Origin of the sequence: Devosia sp., assembly GCF_048261455.1 — a bacterium.
Lineage (GTDB): Bacteria > Pseudomonadota > Alphaproteobacteria > Rhizobiales > Devosiaceae > Devosia_A.
Genome location: NZ_JBLXGA010000009.1, coordinates 23,882 through 41,792, shown reverse-complemented (window position 1 = coordinate 41,792; position 17,911 = coordinate 23,882). Strand labels below are relative to the sequence as shown.

Genomic DNA, 17,911 nt, shown 5'->3' with positions numbered 1-17,911 from the left:
GTGTTGGGGCAGGCAGAAGCCGGCAATGAGATCGTCCAATCAGACGAAACAAGGGACCTTTGGGCCCCTCGGGCAGTTGCTGGCCATTGTGCTTGTCTTCTTGCTATCGGCTCTGCCGGCAAGCGCCCAGAGCGCTGATCGGGCAAGTCTTGCGGCCTCCGAGGAGGCCGGATTCGGCCGGCTGGTGCTGACCTTTCCGGACCGCACCGAACTGCCGTCATACCAGGTGCGGTACGAAAACAACGTTCTGGCGATCGAGTTCGACACACCGCTTCGCATCACGCTGCCCGATGTCGCGCTGGCTATGCCGCAATATGCCGGCATCGCCCGCCTCGATCCCGACCGCCGTGGAATCCGCTTCGGGCTGAAGCGGCCCATTCGGCTGAACGAGATCGTCGCTGGTGAAAAACTCTTCATCGATCTGCTGCCCGAAGGCTGGACCGGACTGCCGCCCTCACTGCCGCCTGAAGTGGTGCGCGAACTGGCGCAGCGCGCCAAACTGTCCGCCGAACTGGCCGAACAGCAGCGCAAGGCCGAACTGGCACGGCAGCTTCAGCCGGAAGCCACGGTGCGCGTTGGGCGTAACCCGACCTTTGTTCGCGTCGAATTCGACTGGAACGTCGATACCCGCGGCACCTTCTCCCAAGAGGGGGAGACCGGCGAGCTCAGCTTCGATTGGCCCGTCGAGATCGACCTGTACGAATTGCTCGCCGATTTGCCGGCGCCGATCCTGGACGCGACCAATGCCGTCACCCCGGATGGTTCCAGTGTGGAGCTGAAACTGGCTGAAGGCGTAACGCCGCGGTTCTACCAGAACACCGCCAAGCAGTTCATAATCGACATCGACATTCCGCCTGAAGACGGTCTTGCGGCGGCTTTGGAGCGCGAAGCTGTCGAAGCCGAGGCCCTGCTTGCGGCCGAACAGCAGATCAGCGCCGACGCGCCGGATGGCGCCGTCGCTTTCGATCCCGCCACGGGCGATACCGCCATGCGCGAGGACGCGCCGCTCGTGCCTCAGGTGTCCGAGGTCGGCAACACGGTACGCATCGCTTTCCCATTCGAGGCCGACACCGCTGCCGCCGTCTATCGTCGGGGCGACACCGTGTGGATGGTGTTCGACACCAAGCGGCCGGTCGGCGCGCCAGAGGAATCTGACGCACTGTCGCAGATCGCCGATGGCATGGAGGTTGTTTCCGGCGATGGGGCGCAGGTCTTGCGCCTCGATCTTTCGGCCGACCGGCTCGCCAGTCTCGCCTCCGAGGGCCGGTCCTGGGTCGTCTCGCTTGGCGATGTGCTGCTCAATGCGACCGAGCCGCTGGGCCTGCGCCGCGAGCGCAACAAGTTCGGCGAGTATGAAATGCTGGCCGATCTCAGGCGCCCCGGCCAGGTGCATACGATCAACGATCCCGACGTCGGCGACAGCCTGAAGGTTGTCACCGTCATGCCCCCGGCGCGCGGCCTGGGCCGCAATCAGCGGTTTGTCGATTTCGACGCGCTCAGTTCCGCCCATGGTCTGGTGATCCGCCCGCGCACCGCGGATCTCTCCGTCGAAATCGAGAACCGCGATGCCGTGATCCGTCAGGAGTCGGGGCTCACACTGTCAGCCGTCGAAGCCGTCCGCACGCTCGATGGCGGCAATGCCCCGCAGTTCCGCGAGGCCTATTTCGACATCGACCGCTGGACGGTCGCGAGCCCGATTGAAATCACCCAGCGCGCCGAAGAAATCACCACCCGCGCTGCCGAATCCGAGGGGCGGCTGCGCGACGTGGCGCGGCTCGATCTGGCGCAATTCCTCCTGGCGAACCGCCTGACACTCGAATCCATCGGCGTGCTCGACGTCCTGGATCAGGACCTGCGCACCGAGGATCTGCGCAAGAAGATGAAGCTGACCCGCGCGGTTGCCGATACGCTCGCCGGCCGCTCCAATGATGCGGTTGCCACGCTGACCACCGGCAGCTTCCCCGGAGAATCCGATGCCCTGATGTGGCGCGCCATCGCACGCACGGATTTGCGGGACTATGCCGGCGCCCGGGCCGATGCCATCGCCGCCGAAGCCATCGTGCCGTCCTATCCGCGCTGGGTCGCGGATGCCTTTTATCTCGACGCCATCCGCGCAGCGATCGAGACCGATGATCAGCCGCTAGCCCTGCGCTTCATGAACAAGGTCGATTTCTTCACCCTCGATCCCGAGCAGGTGACGCAGTACCAGCTGCTGCTTGGCCGCATCGCCGAGATGGAGGGGGAGGTCGACGAGGCGCTCGATCACTACGGTCAGGTCATGGCAGCCGATATTCGTCCGACGCGCGCCGAAGCGGTGCTGCGCACGCTCGAGCTTCTCAATCGGACCGGGCGGATCGACCTGGACAAGGCCACCGACACCCTGTCGTCCGAAGCCCTGATGTGGCGCGGTGATTGGCTCGAGGCCGACATGCGCAAGCTGCTGGCGCAGCTCTATTTCCGCAACGGCGACTATCGCGACGGCTTTGAAACCGTGCGTGGGGTCATCGCCCATTTCCCCGACAGCGACGAGATCGACCAGTTGCTGGTTGATGCCCAGACGGCCTTCGAGGATCTGTTCCTGAATGGTGCGGCCGATCAGGTTGGCGATCTCGACGCTTTGGCGCTCTACTATGATTTCCGCAATTTCACCCCGCCCGGTGCGCGCGGCGACGAAATGATCCGCAATCTCGCCCGGCGTCTGGTCAAGGTTGATCTGCTGGAACAGGCCGGCGATCTGCTCGAATATCAGATCGCCAGCCGGCTCGATGGTATCGGCAAGGCACAGGTCGCCGCCGATCTGGCCATCATCCGGCTCGCCAACCGCCAGCCGGAGCGGGCTTTGCGCACCCTCAACGAGACACGGCTCGCGGATCTGCCGCCCAGTCTCGAACGCCAGCGCCGTGTGCTGGAGGCCCGCGCCCTGATCGATGACGGCCGTCAGGAACTGGCGCTTGATCTGATTTCCCGGCTCGAGGGACGCGACGCCGATATCCTGCGCGTCGAGGGCTATTGGAAATCGCGCAACTACGAAAAGGCGGCCAACCTGCTCGAGGTCATGTTCACCCAGCGCGAGGGCGACCCGCAGATGAATCGCCGCGAGCGCATGAACATCGTCCGCGCCGCGGTCGGCTACGTTCTTGCTTCCGACTCGATCTCGCTGTCGCGCCTGCGCAGCAAGTTCGGGGACCAGATGGCCAACTCGGCCGAATGGCCGCTGTTCGAGTTCGTGACCCGCGATATCAGCCCGCAGAGCCTCGAATTCCGCCGGGTCGCGAGCGAAGTGGCCGGCCTAGATTCCCTCACCGCGTTCCTTGAGAGCTACCGATCGATCTATGCCACCGACGAGGTGACGCCGACCCGTGTGGCGGATTCCGGCGCCGCCTGATCAACCGCTGACGAAACTGCGGATCAGCGAGCCGGCGACCAGGTGCCAGCCGTCGACAAGCACGAAAAAGATCAGCTTGAACGGCAGTGAGATCACCACCGGCGGCAGCATCATCATGCCCATCGACATCAGCACCGACGCCACCACCATGTCGATGATGACGAAGGGCAGGAACAGCAGGAAGCCGATCTCGAAGGCGCGCCTGAGTTCCGAGATCATGAAGGCCGGGATCAGCACCTGCAGCGGCAGCGCCTCGGGGTCTTCGGGGATCGGCGTCGTCGACATGTCCATGAACAGCTGCACGTCCTGCTCGCGCACATTGGCCAGCATGAACCGGTGGATCGGTTCGGCGCTGAGTTCGAACGCCTCCTCGATCTCGATCGTCCCCGCTAGCAGCGGCGCGATGCCGTTGTCATAAGTTTCCTGCAACGTCGGCCCCATGACAAACAGCGTCAGAAACAGCGCCAGCGACACCATCACCGAGTTCGGCGGTGCCGTTTGCAGCCCGATCGCCGTGCGCAGCAGCGACAGCACGACGACGATACGGGTGAAACTCGTCACCATGACGAGGATCGACGGCGCCAGCGACAGCAGCGTCACCAGCCCAACGAGCTGCACCGCGCGCTCGGTCAGCGTCGCGTCGTCGCCGAAGTCGATCGAGATGTCCTGCCCGAAAGCGAGGGTGGGGATGAGGATGGCGCCGAGCAGCGCCGCCAGCGTCAGCGCGCGCCGCAGCGCGAGCCGGGGTTTAGCCGTCTGTGTTTCTGTCGGTGCCGAAGTAACGTGACGCGCCAAGATTGCCCTGTCCGGACTTGTTCTCTGACGTGGTCATATCTGAGTCGCGGCCCGGCTTGTCCTTGCTTGCCGCTGGCATGGGGATAACCGCCGGTTCCATCGTGCTGACGGGACGCAGAAGCCCGGTATTGCGCAGCTTTGGCCAGCGCCGCGGCGTCGCCTGCGAGCCACCGGTCTTCACCAGATCCTTGAGCCGGCTGACCTCTTCGCTGCGCTGTGTCGGCGGCGGCATCTCGGGTTTGCTCTGGCCGCCCTCGGGTTCGGCAGCAGGTGCGCGGCGCGTTCTCTGCTCGCTCGCAATGCTGGTTTCGATCAACAGGTCCTGCGTGCCGCCCGTCAGGATCACATGTTCGACATCATCGCGCCGGATGATCATCACCTGCCGCTTCGGATCGATCTGCAACTGATCGACGATGCTCAGCCGCCGGTTGCGCGGCCGGCCCATATTGCCGGTCGTCTTCATTGTCGCCTTCAGCAGCCACAGTCCGATCACGACCAGCACGAGCACCACGGCCAGCGCCAGAATCGCCGACACGACGGTGGCTCCGGAATCGCCGAGCAGGGCGGTGAGAAACTGCATGGAGTGGCTCCTTGCGGGTCAGGCTTAAACGCAGGTCGGTAACTTATGCCCACTGTGTGCCAATATTGTGCAAATAGCGAGGGTTTCGCGCGCCCGAGGCGCCATGGTTAACGGCTGGTTAACTTCTGGTGGGCAACATTTGCCCAGTTGCTCACCAATCCCGGCCGTGTCCATGAAACTGTCTCTCCTCGACGCCCTTGCGCAGAAGATGAAATGGCATCAGGCGCGCCAGGGCCTGCTGGCGGAAAACATAGCCAACGCCGAGACCCCGGGCTACCGCGGCAAGGACCTCAAGGCTTACGGCTTCGAGGATCATCTGCGCACCGTTTCAACGGCCCGGACCGTCACCGCCGCGACCACGGATCCCGCGCATATCGAAATCCCTTCGCCCAGCGCCGGCTTCGGTGCGGACCGCTCTTATGATTTCGAAGTCACGCCTGAAGGCAACGGCGTCACGCTCGAGGACGAGATGATGAAAGTCTCCACCAACCAGCTCGACTACCAGGCCGTCACCACGCTCTACAGCCGCTCCGTACGGTTGATCCGCACCGCCCTCGGCCGCCAGGCCTGAGCGCCATAGGAACAGCACCCGATGCCCGACTTTCTCGCTTCCCTCAAGATCGCCGCAACCGGCCTGCATGCCCAGAACGCCCGCATGCGGATCATCGCGGAAAACCTCGCCAATGCGGATTCCGCCGGCAAGGCGCCGGGCGAGGATCCCTATCGGCGCAAGATCCCGACCTTCGACGCGGTGCTGGATCGCGAGGTCGGCGGCACCACGGTGCAGCTCGGCCGCATCGCCTATGACCAGTCCGACTTCCAGACCCGTTTCGAGCCTGGCCATCCCGCCGCCGATGCCGACGGCTATGTGCGCTACCCCAACGTCAACTCGCTGATCGAGACGATGGACATGCGCGAGGCCCAGCGCACCTACGAGGCCAATCTGAACGTCGTAACCGTCACCCGGCAGATGCTGGGTTCCACCCTAGATATCCTGCGCGCGTGAGGATCTGACCCATGGCCATGCCGATCAATGCCGCGACCACCGCCTATGGCAACGCCGCCAAGCTGGTTTCGCCCAACCGCACCCAGTCGCTCGACCTCGAGGCCAAGGCGCCCGCGGCCGGCGGCCAGGACTTTGCCAAGCTGCTCGGCGAAGCCGTGCAGGGCGTCGTCGACAGCGGCAAGGTCGCCGACACCAAGGCCATGGACATGGTCAACGGCAAGGGCGATCTCGTCGATGTCGTCACCGCCATCACCCAGACCGAAGTCGCCATGGAAACCATGGTCACCGTGCGCGACCGGGTGATCTCCGCCTACGAGGAAATCATGCGCATGCCCATCTAGGGCTGTGGTGCCGGCCCGCGACTCGGGGTCAGATGAGGCAGGCGGCAATGAGGACTGAGCCTTGAGTGGCGCGCTCGTACTCGATCTGGCCCGTGAGGGCATCTGGCTGATGATTCTGGTCGCGGCCCCGATGATGATCGTCGGGCTCATCGTCGGCGTCGTCATCGCGCTCTTCCAGGCGCTGACCCAGATTCAGGAAATGACGCTGGTCTTCGTGCCAAAGATCATCGCCATCTTCGTGACCATGCTGCTGGCCCTGCCGTTCATGGGCGCCATGATGGGCGCCTATATGGAACGGCTCGTCGACGTCATCATCACCGGCGGCTGACGTGGTTTCTCTCAACTGGCTTCCCGAAACAGCCTATTTCTACCTGCTGATCTTCGCGCGGGTAGGGAGCGCGCTGATGATCATTCCGGCGCTCGGCGAGGGCAGCATTCCTGCCCGCATGCGGCTGACCTTCGCGCTGGCGCTCTGCCTCGTTATGTATCCCATCGTTCAGCCGCTGCTGCCCGCGCCGCCCACCGAGGTCATGGGGGTGCTCGCCCTCCTGCTGGTCGAAATTGCCATCGGACTCAGCATCGGCGCCATTGCGCGGCTTGCGGTCAGCGGCGCCCAGGTCGCTGGCGCGGTGATCGCTTCGCAGTCCGGCCTGGCCGTGGCTCAGGCCGCCGATCCCACCAATGGCGGCGCGCAGGGCGCCCTGATTGGCGCCTTCATTTCGTTTCTTGGGGTTGCGCTGATCTTCGCGCTGGATCTGCATCACGTGGCGATCTCGGCCATTCACGACAGCTACATGATGCTCAGGCCGGGCGAGGCCCCGATGTTCGGCGATCTCGCTGAACTGGTGCTCAACACCATCGCCGGCGCCTTCGTGGTCGGCGTCCAGATGTCGGCGCCCTTCATCGTCTTCGGCCTGGTGTTCAGTCTGGGGATGGGCATTCTCAGCCGGCTGATGCCGCAACTGCAGGTTTTCTTCATCGCCATGCCGGCCACCGTCAGCGTCGGGCTGATCCTCATGGCGCTGCTGCTCAGTTCGATGATGGGGCTTTACCTGATGCACTACGAGGGCGTTCTCGCCCAGCTCAGGGGGCTCTGATCAGATGAGCAGCGAGGCCCCCGAACAATCCAGCAAAACCGAAGACCCCTCGGAAAAAAAGCTCCGCGACGCCCATCAGAAGGGCGATGTGGTCAAAAGCCAGGAGGTCACCACCTGGTTCATGCTGTCCGGGTCGGCGCTGCTGTTCGCACTGCTCGCTATTCCGTCCAGCGCCGGGCTCGCTGGCAATCTGAAACTGCTGCTCGCCAATGCCGATCAGTTCGAAGTCGGGGGTGACGCGCTCACATCATTCTTTTCGGGGATGATGGGCACCATCCTGCTCGCCTCCATGCTGCCGTTGGTGGTGCTGACAGGCTTTGGTGTCGTCGCCAATCTGGTGCAGCATCGGCCTCTGCTGTCGCTCGACCCGATCAAGCCGAAACTCTCGAAAATCTCGCCCATTCAGGGCTTCAAGCGGCTGTTCTCGGCCGACGCGCTGGTCAACTTCACCAAGGGCCTGCTCAAGCTGGCGGTGATCTCGGCGGTCCTGTGGTTCGTCCTCTGGCCCGAGGCCGACCGGCTCGACACCATGCTGTCGCAGGAGCCGGTGATGATCCTGCTCGATTTCCGCGACCTGTCGCTGAAGATCTTTGGCGCCGTGCTGATCATCGTCACGTTGATCGCCATCGCCGACTACATCTACCAGCGCAACCGCTGGTGGAACCGGCTGAAGATGACGGTGCAGGAAACCCGCGACGAATATAAGCAGATGGAAGGCGACCCCAAGGTCAAGGGCCGCATCCGCCAGCTGCGCCAGGAGCGCAGCCGCCAGCGCATGATGGCCGCCGTGCCCGATGCGACCGTGGTCATCACCAACCCGACCCACTTTGCCGTCGCGTTGAAATATGATCGCTCCATGGCGGCGCCCGTCTGTCTCGCCAAGGGCGCCGATGCCGTGGCCTTCCGCATCCGTACGCTGGCGACCGAAAACGATATTCCGATCGTCGAGAACCCGCCGCTCGCCCGCGCCCTGTTTGCTGCCGCCGAACTCGAAAAGCCGATCCCGACCGAGCACTTCAAGGCGGTCGCCGAGGTCATCGGCTTCGTCATGCGCCTGCGCAACAATCGCGGCTGGCGCTCGGCCGGCTAGCAATCCGCACCGGCTTGCGCCGTCGTTCAAGCCGTGACAAAACCCGCCAGCGCGCAACGGGGCATTCCGACATGGCCAGACTCGTGGGGTTTTACCCGGGATCGTTCGATCCGCTGACCAATGGGCACCTCGACGTGATCGAGCGAGCCTGCAAGCTCGTCGACCGGCTGATCATCGCCGTCGGCACCCATCATTCCAAAAAACCGCTGTTCAGCCACGAGGATCGCGTCGCGCTCATGCGCGCCGTGCTCGACCCCATCGGCCGCAGCAGCGACACCGAACTCGACTACATCGATTTCGATGGGCTGATGGTCCAGGCGGCCCGTGATCATGGCGCCAGCCTGATCATTCGCGGGCTGCGCGACACCACCGATTACAATTTTGAAATGCAGATGGTGGGCATGAACTCTCAAATGGCGCCTGACCTGCAGACCGTCTTTCTGCCGTCCAGCCCGCACGTCCGCCATATCTCGGCCACGCTGGTGCGTCAGATCGCCGATCTTAAAGGCGACATCAGCGCCTTCGTCCCACCCGTTGTCCTCGAGGCTCTCAGATCCAAATGACCAGTCCCATCAGACGCGCCGTCATTCTTGTCGGCATTTTCTTCGCCGCAGCCGTCGCCGTGTTCGGCGCATCGATTGCCATGCATCAGCCGGCCATGGCCCAGGAGACCACAAGCCAGGAGGGGACGCCCCACTGGATCCTTGAGCTCAAGGACGGCACCGTCGACATCGAACTGCTGCCCGAAATCGCGCCCAACCACGTTGCGCGGGTTATCGAACTCACCAATGAGGGCTTTTACGACGGCATCGTCTTTCACCGCGTGATCGACGGCTTCATGGCCCAGGGTGGCGATCCCACCGGCACTGGCATGGGCGGTTCCGAACTGCCCGACCTCAAGGCCGAATTCAGCAACGAACCCTTCGTCAGGGGCGTTGTGGCTGCGGCGCGCTCGTCCGATCCCGATAGCGCCAATTCGCAGTTCTTCATCACCTTCGCTGACGCCGGCTGGCTGGAAGGCCAGTACACCGTGTGGGGCAAGGTGGTGTCGGGCATGGATGTCGTTGACCAGATCACCCGCGGTGAGCCGCCGGCGAATCCGGACAAGATCATCTCTGCCAAGATCGAATACAAATAAGACCGAAGACAAATAAGGAGCCATCACATGGCCTATGCCGATCCCGAGAACACCCTCGTCATCGAAACCACCAAGGGCAAGGTGGTCATCGCCATGCGCCCTGATCTGGCCCCCAATCACGTGGCCCACATCAAGAAGCTGGCCCGCGAAGGGTTCTACGACGGCATCGTCTTCCACCGCGTCATCGACGGCTTCATGGCCCAGACTGGCGATCCGACCGGCACCGGCACCGGCTCGTCGCAGTATCCGAACCTCAAGGCCGAGTTCAACGCCGAGCCGCACGTGCGTGGCACGGCTTCCATGGCCCGCGCCCAGAACCCCGACAGCGCCAACTCGCAGTTCTTCATCTGCTTCGGCGATGCACGCTTCCTCGACAAGCAGTACACCGCTTGGGGCAATGTCATTGAAGGCATGGAAAACGTCGACCAGATCAAGCGCGGCGAGCCCGTGCAGGATCCGGATAAGATGATCTCGGTCAAGGTCGCGGCAGACATCGCCGAATGATCAAGCGGGCCGCAATCGCCATCGCGCTTTGCGGCCTCGCTACTCCGGCGCTCGCGTCGGAGTGGATCAGCTGCGCGTCGCCTGATGGCGGCGCCAGCTTCGACTTTCTGGTGGGCACGCTCGACGTGCTCTCCGTCGCCGGCATGACCATCACCGCCGGCGAACAGGTCTGGGCTACCGACCCGGCTTATGGCCCCGGCACGCCGGTCGTCGTCGGCCAGGCCTTCGAGACCGCCGATACCATCCTCATCGACGCCATGGACGAAGCGATCATCACCCGCATCGCATCCTTGCGCCTGTTCAAGGCGGTGGAAGGCGATGGCGATCCCGTCTATGCAGGTACGCTCCACATCCCCGAATACGGCGCTTGGGCCGTCAGCTGCACCGGACCCTGATGCGCGTCGACGATTTTGACTTCGAGCTCCCGCAAGACCTCATCGCCCTGCGTCCGGTGGAGCCGCGCGACAGCGCGAAGATGCTCGTCGTGCGCCCGGGCGAAGCGCTGGAAGACGCCGCTGTCACCGATCTGACGCGGCTTTTGCGGGCAGGGGACGTGCTGGTCGTCAACGACACCCGCGTGCTGCCCGCCGAACTGCGTGGCGTCCGCATCCGGGGCGAAAACCGGGCCTCGGTCAGCTTCAACCTGCACAAGCGCATCGATGCCAACACCTGGCGCGCCTTCGCCCGCCCGGCCAAGCGCCTGCACCTGCTCGACGCGCTCGAACTCGGCGATCACGGCGTCATGCACGCCCGCGTCACCGGCAAGGGCGACACCGGCGAGGTGACGCTGGAATTCGAACTGTCGGGTGCCGAGCTCGACGAGGCCATCAAGGCCAATGGCGCCATGCCGCTGCCGCCCTATATCGGCGCGCGCCGCAAGGCCAATGACCGCGATCTGGTCGACTACCAGACGGTCTATGCCGCGCGCGATGGCGCCGTCGCCGCGCCCACGGCCGGGCTGCACTTCACCGAGCGCCTGCTGCAAAAACTCGCCGATATGGACGTCACCGTCGAGCGCGTCACCTTGCATGTCGGGGCAGGGACCTTCCTGCCGGTCAAGGTCGAGGACACCGACGACCACGTCATGCATGCCGAATGGGGCGAGATCCCCGCGGCCGTCGCCGAACGCATTCTCGCCGCCCGCGCCAGGGGTGGCCGGGTCGTCGCGGTCGGCACCACCAGCCTGCGGCTGCTCGAATCCGCCGCCCGCGCCACTGGCACGCTCAAACCCTTCATGGGCGACACCGACATCTTCATCACCCCCGGCTATCGCTTCAACGCCGTGGACGTGCTGATGACCAATTTCCATCTGCCCCGCTCGACCCTGATGATGCTCGTCTCGGCCTTCGCCGGCTACGACACCATGAAAGCGGCTTACGCCCACGCCATCCAAAACGGCTACCGCTTCTACTCCTACGGCGACTCGAGCCTGCTCTTCCGCGCCGAATAACAGCTCGCAACGGGTCGAACGCGGCGCGACTGATGACATTCGCGCCGCCGGGGGATATGACGCCGCCCATGACCGCTGATACCGCCAAAACCGATTTCGCCTTCACCCTCAACGCCACCGACGGCATGGCCCGTAACGGCCGCATCGACACCTGGCGCGGTGAAATCAATACGCCTGCCTTTATGCCGGTCGGCACCGTTGGCACGGTCAAGGGCATGTACCCCGAACAGGTGCGCGACACCGGCGCCGATATCCTGCTCGGCAACACCTATCACCTGATGCTGCGCCCCGGCGCCGAGCGCGTCGCCAAGCTCGGTGGGCTACATGATTTCATGGACTGGCAGCGCCCGATCCTCACCGATTCCGGCGGCTTCCAGGTCATGTCGCTGGCGCAGCTGCGCAAGCTCACCGAGCGCGGGGTCACCTTCCGCTCCCATATCGATGGCTCGAAGCACGAGTTGACGCCGGAGCGCTCGATCGAGATCCAGACGCTGCTCGACAGCGACATCATCATGCAGCTCGACGAGTGCATCCCCTTGCCCTCGACCCGTGACGAGATGACCCGCGCCATGCAGCTGTCGTTGCGCTGGGCCGAGCGCTCCAAGGCCGCCTTCGGCAACCAGCCGGCGCGGGCGCTCTTCGGCATCGTCCAGGGCGGTGACGACTCCGAACTGCGGGCCCAGTCCGCCGCCGGCCTCACCTCGATCGGCTTTTCCGGCTATTCCATCGGCGGCCTCGCGGTCGGCGAACCGCAGGAGGTGATGTTCCGCGTCCTCGCCGATCTCACCCCGGCGCTGCCCGAGGACAAGCCGCGCTATCTCATGGGCGTCGGCAAGCCCGACGACATCCTCGGCGGCATCGAGCGCGGCGTCGACATGTTCGACTGCGTGCATCCGACGCGCGCCGGCCGCCACGGCCATGCCTATACCCGCATGGGCGTCATCAATCTCAAGAACGCCCGCCACAAGGACGATCCGCGTCCGCTCGACGAAACCTCGCCCAATCCCAACTGCCGCCGCTTTTCCCGCGCCTATCTGCACCATCTGATCCGCACCGAGGAAATGCTCGGCGCCATGGTGCTCAGCCAGATCAATCTGCACTACTATCAGCAGCTGTGCATCGGGGCCCGCGCGGCCATCGCGGCGGGCACCTTCGCCGATTATGCGGCACAAACCCGCGCCGATTGGGCCGCGGGCGATCTGCCGACGCTTTAGGAGACCGACAATGGCCGGAAACAAAACCCTGCTCACCCCCCTCGCAGAGCATGTGAAGCGTCTCGAAAAAACGCCGATGCGCCAGCTCTTCGCGGCGGATCCGGATCGCTTCGACAGCTTCTCGGTCACTGCCGGCGATCTGCTGCTCGACTATTCGAAGAACCGCATCGATGCCGAGGCCATGGCCGCGCTCTTCGATATCGCCCGCGCCGCCGGTGTCGAAAACCGCCGCGACCGCATGTGGGCCGGCGAGCACATCAACATCACCGAGGACCGGGCGGTCGAGCACATGGCGCTGCGTTACATGGGTGACCAGCCGGTCACCGTCGATGGCGCCGATGTCATGCCCGACGTGCGCAACGTCCTCGCCAACATGAAGCAGTTTGCCGACGCGGTGCGCGACGGCGCGATCAAGGGCGCCAGCGGCGCCGCCTTCACCGATATCGTCAACATCGGCATCGGCGGCTCCGATCTCGGCCCGGCCATGGTCACCCTGGCGCTCGAGCCCTATACGCGGGCGGACCTGCGCGCCCACTATGTCTCCAATGTCGATGGCGCCCATATTCACGACACGCTGAAGCGCCTCGATCCCAACTCCACGCTGGTCATCGTCGCGTCGAAAACCTTCACTACCGACGAGACCATGACCAACGCGGCCACGGCCCGCGCCTGGATCGCCGAGGCGCTGGGCGACGCCGCCGTTGCAGATCACTTCGCTGCGCTCTCGACCAATCTCGAGGCCTGCGCCGATTTCGGCATCAAATCCGATCGCATCTTCGGGTTCTGGGACTGGGTCGGCGGGCGCTACTCGGTCTGGTCGGCCATCGGCCTGCCGGTCGCCATCACCGTCGGCTACGACAATTTCGAAGCCTTCCTGCGCGGCGCCTGGGAAATGGACACCCATTTCCTCACCACCCCGCTGGAGCAGAACCTGCCCGTCATCATGGGCCTCCTCGGCGTCTGGTACCGCAATGGTTGGGGCTTTTCGACCCAGGCGGTCTTGCCCTACGACCAGCGGCTTTCCCGCTTTGCCGCCTATCTGCAGCAGCAGGATATGGAATCGAACGGCAAGTCCGTCACCCTCGATGGCGAGCCGGTCGATTACGCCACCGGCCCGATCGTCTGGGGCGAGCCCGGCACCAATGGCCAGCACGCCTTCTACCAGCTGATCCATCAGGGCACCGACGTCATCCCCGTCGATTTCCTCGTCGCCGCCCAGCCGCAGGAACACCTGCCGCCGCATCACGACAAGCTGGTCGCCAATGTCTTTGCCCAGGCCGAGGCGCTGATGCTCGGCAAAACTGCCGAGGAAGTGCGCGCCGAACTCGAAGGGCAGGGCATGTCGGCCGAGCGCATCGCCGAACTGACCCCGCACAAGGTCTTCCCCGGCAACCGCCCGTCCAACACGCTGCTCTACCCCAGGTTGACGCCAGAGCGGCTCGGCAGCCTGATCGCGCTCTACGAGCACAAGGTCTTCGTCCAGGGCACCATTTGGAACATCAACAGCTTCGATCAGTGGGGCGTCGAGCTCGGCAAGCAACTCGCCAAGGCGCTGCTCCCCAAGGTCGAGGGCAAGGCCTCTGCCGAGGGACACGACAGTTCCACAAAGGGCCTCGTCGCCGCCTATCGCAAGCTGCAGGGCTGAGCCGCATATGACCATCACTTCCGAAGAGCAGCTCGAAAGCCTGAAACGCATCGGTCACGTCTGTGCTGTCGCCCGCGACGCCATGGCGGCGGCGCTGACGCCGGGCATCACCACCCAGGAACTCGACGATATCGGTCGGCGGATCCTGGATCAGCACGGCGCCCGCTCGGCCCCCGAACTCACCTATGATTTTCCGGGCGCCACCTGCATCTCGGTCAACGACGAGGTTGCGCACGGCATTCCGGGGCCGCGCGTCATCGCCGCCGGTGATCTCGTCAACATCGATGTCTCGGCCGAACTCGACGGCGTCTTCGCCGACACCGGCGCGTCCTATCTCGTGCCCGAGGGCAATCCGCGGCTCGCCACGCTGTGCCGCGACGGCAAGCGCGCCATGTGGGAGGGGATTCGCGCGGTGAAGTCCGGCGGTCAGCTGGCCGACATCGGCACAGCCATCGGCCGCTTCGCCAAGAAGAACCGCTATACGCTGATCACCAATCTCGCCAGCCACGGCGTCGGCGACAGCCTGCATGACGAGCCCGGTGAAATCCCCACCTGGCCAGATCGGTCCGAGCGGCGTCGAATCGCCGACGGACTGGTCTTCACCGTCGAGCCCTTCCTCTCGCTCGGCGGCACACTGGCCGAGCAGAAATACGCCGACGACCAATGGACACTGGCTGCCGATGGCGACGCCTACACCGTCCAATACGAGCATACGGTGGTCGCGACGCGTCGCGGCGCCGTTGTCGTTACCGCCGCCTGAGGACAACCGGGCCGGCGCGTCGATTCATCCCTTCGCGCGGGCCGATATTCATTGACTCGCAAGCTTCAGCGGCTATGTTCCGCGCCGTTGCGCCCGTAGCTCAGTGGTAGAGCATTCGACTTTTAATCGAATGGTCGTCGGTTCGACCCCGACCGGGCGTACCACTCCCTAATTCTTCTCCAGATCCGCGATCAGCGCTTTCATCTCGCCGATCTCCTTCACCTGCGCCTCGATGATGCCGTCGGCCAGCTCCCGGACGCGCGGGTCGGTGATCTGCGCATTGCGGCTCGTCAGGATGGCGATCGAATGGTGCGGGATCATCGCGCTCATATAGTCGACGTCATCAATCGTTGTCTGGCTGCGGACCAGCCACAGCGCGCTGGCGAACACCACGATCGCCACCGCCACGACGCCAATATTGGCGGCCCGGCTGGTATACATGTGCAGCATGAAGCCCAGCATGATCACCGCCATCACCGAGCCCATGATCAGTGCCATGAACACCCGCGTCCAGCTGAAGAACACGTGGTCAATCTCATAGGTGTTGAGATAGGTCAGCCCGTACATCACCACCGTTGAAGTGGCGATCATCAGGGCGAAGCGGGCGTAGGGGTTCATGACACTCTCCGTGTGGGCCGATGGGGAGCGAACCGTCAAAACCACTGTCCGGTTCCGCATCGGCGACAGGAACCAAGTGCCATTGCCTAGGTTCTGCACTTCGAGGCGGCTGAGACCGGACTGGTCCCGCCGTACGACCGACTGGTGCGCTGCACCATTCTCAACCTTGCCGTGACACGGCGCCGACTGTTCGGCGCAGGCTGTCGCGCGCCGTAATGGAGACGAACAATGGCTGACAAGACTTTGGACGACCTGTTCCACGACACGCTCAAGGATATCTATTACGCGGAAAAGCAGATCCTGAAGACCTTGCCGAAAATGGCAAAGGCGGCTCAGTCGTCGGAACTCAAGGCGGGCTTCGAGACCCATCACGAAGAGACTCAGGCCCATATCGAGCGGCTCGAGCAGGTCTTCGAGCTGATCGGCAAGACGCCCCGTGGCAAGACCTGCGACGCCATCCTCGGGATCATCGAAGAGGGCAAGGAAATCATCGAGGAATACAAGGGCACGACCGCCCTTGATGCCGGCCTGATTTCCGCAGCTCACGCCGTCGAGCACTATGAGATGGCCCGCTATGGCACCCTGCGCACCTGGGCCCAGCAGCTCAACATGCCCGAAGCCATGAAGCTGCTGGAGCAGACCCTCAAGGAAGAAGAAGCGACCGACGAGAAGCTCTCGACCCTCGCCATTACCGACGTGAACAAGAAGGCGGCATAAGCTGCTCCAAGCACGTCACGAGGGCGGCCCTTGCGGCCGCCCTTTTTTGTTGCCCGCCGTCCGGCCCGGCAGTTGATCGCCTTGACCAGCCGCCCAGGTCACCCGTCAGGCGTCGCCATATGTGCAAGAATTTTTCGCCCGGGGGCAACTGCGCCTTGTTACGTCACCAACCACCTGCAATCACGGCGACTTTCCCCACCGACACAACCGTTCACACTGCGGCGACTTGCCACAAAATGATCTAATTTTGTGCAGCCGGGGGCAACCAATTGGCGATTGGTACGCTTGTTCTGCCACTGCAATGCGTCAATGGAGACAAGCAATGAACGGCATTATCTATCTTGTGGGTCTGGTGGTGGTCGTCCTCGCCGTCCTGTCCTTCTTCGGCCTGAGCTGAGGGGCTGATCATGACGGTTCCTTCAGAAGTCGACGTGGTCGTCGCGCCTGAGACGGCGGACACCGGATCCTATGTGGACTGGCCTGCGATTATCGGAGGCATCGTCGTCGCCTCGGCGATCTCGCTGGTTCTCCTGACATTCGGCTCGGCTCTCGGTCTGAGCTTTACCAGCTTCCGTGCCGGTGAAGGCGCCAGCCCGTTCTGGATCGCCATCGCCGCCGCGCTGTGGCTCATCTGGGTTCAGGTGTCCAGCTTCATGGCCGGTGGCTATCTGACCGGCCGCATGCGCCGGCGCCACAATGACGCCATCGAAGAAGAAAGCGACGTCCGCGACGGTGCACATGGTGTGCTTGTCTGGGCCGGTGCTCTCGTCATCGGTGCCCTCATCGCGGTGAGCGGCATTGGCTCGGCTGCCAATACCGTCGGTTCCGCTGCTGCAACGGTCACCAATGCTGCGGCCACGGCGGCCGACGATGTCAGCATCGATCCGAACGCTTACTTCATCGACACGATGTTCCGCCCGGCACCGGCTGCCGAAACGGACGCAGCGGTCGTCGAAGAGCCGGCACCCGCCACTCCGGCGGCACCCGCCGACGACGCGACCGACGGCACGACCACTTTCAGCCCGACTCCCGTTTCGACGCCATCCACCACACCAGTGGCGGCTGAGGTCGACACGACAGAGCCGGTTGACCCGGAAGTTCGTGCAGAAGTGGGTCGTATCCTGGCCCAGGGTGCTGCCACCGACGGTGTCAGCGAAGCCGATCGCACCTATCTTGCTCAGCTTGTTGCCAACAACACCGGCCTGACCGATGAAGAGGCCGCGGCCCGTGTCGATGACGTCCTTACTTCGATCGAGACTGCCAAGGAACAGGCTGCCAAGGCTGCTGAAGACGCTCGCCGCACCGCGCTGATCGGCGCATTCATCACTGCCGCCGCGTTCCTGGTCAGTGCTGTTGGTGCCTATTGGGCCGCCCAGAAGGGTGGCAGCCATCGTGATCAGCGCACTGTGTTCGGCACCGTGTTCCGTCGCTTCTAACAGGGAGAATACGCCATGTTTGCCGCACTCGGCCTTTGGCTACTCGGTATGCCCATCGGGCTTATCATTATCCTCGCGCTGCTTCTCTAGCAGCTGGAAGGCGGGCCGCTGGCCCGCCTTTTCTTTCGTTACCAA

The 17,911-nt window shown here is 63.9% G+C and carries 20 protein-coding genes and 1 tRNA gene; 18 read left to right on the top strand and 3 right to left on the bottom strand.

Features of this window, described 5'->3' with window-relative positions; genetic code table 11:
• The first annotated feature begins 184 nt into the window (after positions 1 to 184).
• Positions 185 to 3,385, top strand: a complete 3,201-nt coding sequence (locus ACN0TK_RS11115; RefSeq protein WP_417309559.1) for a tetratricopeptide repeat protein — start codon at positions 185 to 187, stop codon at positions 3,383 to 3,385.
• Here the strand turns inward: ACN0TK_RS11115 and fliP are convergent, their stop codons facing one another.
• Both fliP and ACN0TK_RS11105 read right to left on the bottom strand, forming a co-directional pair.
• Positions 3,386 to 4,120, bottom strand: coding sequence for a flagellar type III secretion system pore protein FliP (gene fliP, locus ACN0TK_RS11110; protein WP_417309668.1), 735 nt, complete (start codon positions 4,118 to 4,120; stop codon positions 3,386 to 3,388).
• 13 nt (positions 4,121 to 4,133) lie between these two features.
• Positions 4,134 to 4,760: a hypothetical protein gene (locus ACN0TK_RS11105; protein ID WP_417309558.1), complete on the bottom strand. Its 627-nt coding sequence runs from the start codon at positions 4,758 to 4,760 to the stop codon at positions 4,134 to 4,136.
• 172 nt (positions 4,761 to 4,932) lie between these two features.
• On the opposite strand from ACN0TK_RS11105, the gene flgB reads away from it, so the two are divergent.
• From flgB to ACN0TK_RS11030, 15 genes are all read left to right on the top strand, one after another.
• Positions 4,933 to 5,331 (top strand): flagellar basal body rod protein FlgB, encoded by a 399-nt coding sequence (gene flgB, locus ACN0TK_RS11100; RefSeq protein WP_417309557.1) that lies wholly within the window; start codon positions 4,933 to 4,935, stop codon positions 5,329 to 5,331.
• 21 nt (positions 5,332 to 5,352) lie between these two features.
• Positions 5,353 to 5,766: a flagellar basal body rod protein FlgC gene (flgC, locus tag ACN0TK_RS11095; protein WP_417309556.1), complete on the top strand. Its 414-nt coding sequence runs from the start codon at positions 5,353 to 5,355 to the stop codon at positions 5,764 to 5,766.
• 11 nt (positions 5,767 to 5,777) lie between these two features.
• Positions 5,778 to 6,107 (top strand): flagellar hook-basal body complex protein FliE, encoded by a 330-nt coding sequence (gene fliE, locus ACN0TK_RS11090; RefSeq protein WP_417309555.1) that lies wholly within the window; start codon positions 5,778 to 5,780, stop codon positions 6,105 to 6,107.
• Between the two features lie 61 nt (positions 6,108 to 6,168).
• Positions 6,169 to 6,435 (top strand): flagellar biosynthesis protein FliQ, encoded by a 267-nt coding sequence (fliQ, locus tag ACN0TK_RS11085; protein WP_417309554.1) that lies wholly within the window; start codon positions 6,169 to 6,171, stop codon positions 6,433 to 6,435.
• A gap of 1 nt (position 6,436) precedes the next feature.
• On the top strand, positions 6,437 to 7,204 hold the full coding sequence (gene fliR, locus ACN0TK_RS11080; protein ID WP_417309553.1) for a flagellar biosynthetic protein FliR: 768 nt from the start codon (positions 6,437 to 6,439) through the stop codon (positions 7,202 to 7,204).
• A 4-nt stretch (positions 7,205 to 7,208) separates the two neighbouring features.
• Positions 7,209 to 8,294 carry a flagellar biosynthesis protein FlhB gene (flhB, locus tag ACN0TK_RS11075; protein WP_417309552.1) on the top strand — a complete coding sequence of 362 codons (1,086 nt, stop codon included), beginning with the start codon at positions 7,209 to 7,211 and terminating at the stop codon, positions 8,292 to 8,294.
• Between the two features lie 71 nt (positions 8,295 to 8,365).
• Positions 8,366 to 8,857: a pantetheine-phosphate adenylyltransferase gene (gene coaD / locus ACN0TK_RS11070; RefSeq protein WP_417309551.1), complete on the top strand. Its 492-nt coding sequence runs from the start codon at positions 8,366 to 8,368 to the stop codon at positions 8,855 to 8,857.
• A 95-nt stretch (positions 8,858 to 8,952) separates the two neighbouring features.
• Positions 8,953 to 9,432 carry a peptidylprolyl isomerase gene (locus ACN0TK_RS11065; RefSeq protein ID WP_417309667.1) on the top strand — a complete coding sequence of 160 codons (480 nt, stop codon included), beginning with the start codon at positions 8,953 to 8,955 and terminating at the stop codon, positions 9,430 to 9,432.
• Between the two features lie 27 nt (positions 9,433 to 9,459).
• Complete coding sequence (locus ACN0TK_RS11060; RefSeq protein ID WP_417309550.1) at positions 9,460 to 9,936, top strand: peptidylprolyl isomerase; 477 nt, start codon at positions 9,460 to 9,462, stop codon at positions 9,934 to 9,936.
• Positions 9,933 to 10,331, top strand: a complete 399-nt coding sequence (locus tag ACN0TK_RS11055) for a hypothetical protein (RefSeq protein ID WP_417309549.1) — start codon at positions 9,933 to 9,935, stop codon at positions 10,329 to 10,331. Before ACN0TK_RS11060 ends, ACN0TK_RS11055 begins: the two co-directional genes overlap by 4 nt.
• Positions 10,331 to 11,386 carry a tRNA preQ1(34) S-adenosylmethionine ribosyltransferase-isomerase QueA gene (queA, locus tag ACN0TK_RS11050; RefSeq protein WP_417309548.1) on the top strand — a complete coding sequence of 352 codons (1,056 nt, stop codon included), beginning with the start codon at positions 10,331 to 10,333 and terminating at the stop codon, positions 11,384 to 11,386. The genes ACN0TK_RS11055 and queA overlap by 1 nt, the downstream gene beginning before the upstream one ends.
• Positions 11,387 to 11,442: 56 nt before the next feature.
• A complete protein-coding gene (gene tgt / locus ACN0TK_RS11045) occupies positions 11,443 to 12,600 on the top strand; it encodes a tRNA guanosine(34) transglycosylase Tgt (RefSeq protein WP_417309666.1) in 1,158 nt (385 codons plus the stop codon).
• Positions 12,601 to 12,610: 10 nt separating this feature from the next.
• Positions 12,611 to 14,245 carry a glucose-6-phosphate isomerase gene (gene pgi / locus ACN0TK_RS11040; RefSeq protein ID WP_417309547.1) on the top strand — a complete coding sequence of 545 codons (1,635 nt, stop codon included), beginning with the start codon at positions 12,611 to 12,613 and terminating at the stop codon, positions 14,243 to 14,245.
• A 7-nt stretch (positions 14,246 to 14,252) separates the two neighbouring features.
• Positions 14,253 to 15,005 (top strand): type I methionyl aminopeptidase, encoded by a 753-nt coding sequence (gene map, locus ACN0TK_RS11035; RefSeq protein WP_417309546.1) that lies wholly within the window; start codon positions 14,253 to 14,255, stop codon positions 15,003 to 15,005.
• An 89-nt stretch (positions 15,006 to 15,094) separates the two neighbouring features.
• Positions 15,095 to 15,169 (top strand) — tRNA-Lys (locus ACN0TK_RS11030).
• Between the two features lie 4 nt (positions 15,170 to 15,173).
• On the opposite strand, the gene ACN0TK_RS11025 is transcribed toward ACN0TK_RS11030, so the two are convergent.
• A complete protein-coding gene (locus ACN0TK_RS11025; protein ID WP_417309545.1) occupies positions 15,174 to 15,623 on the bottom strand; it encodes a DUF305 domain-containing protein in 450 nt (149 codons plus the stop codon).
• A gap of 228 nt (positions 15,624 to 15,851) precedes the next feature.
• Here ACN0TK_RS11025 and ACN0TK_RS11020 point away from each other — a divergent pair, with 228 nt between their 5' ends.
• Complete coding sequence (locus tag ACN0TK_RS11020) at positions 15,852 to 16,340, top strand: ferritin-like domain-containing protein (protein ID WP_417309544.1); 489 nt, start codon at positions 15,852 to 15,854, stop codon at positions 16,338 to 16,340.
• A gap of 407 nt (positions 16,341 to 16,747) precedes the next feature.
• Positions 16,748 to 17,776 (top strand): hypothetical protein, encoded by a 1,029-nt coding sequence (locus ACN0TK_RS11015; RefSeq protein WP_417309543.1) that lies wholly within the window; start codon positions 16,748 to 16,750, stop codon positions 17,774 to 17,776.
• The last annotated feature ends 135 nt before the right edge of the window (positions 17,777 to 17,911 follow it).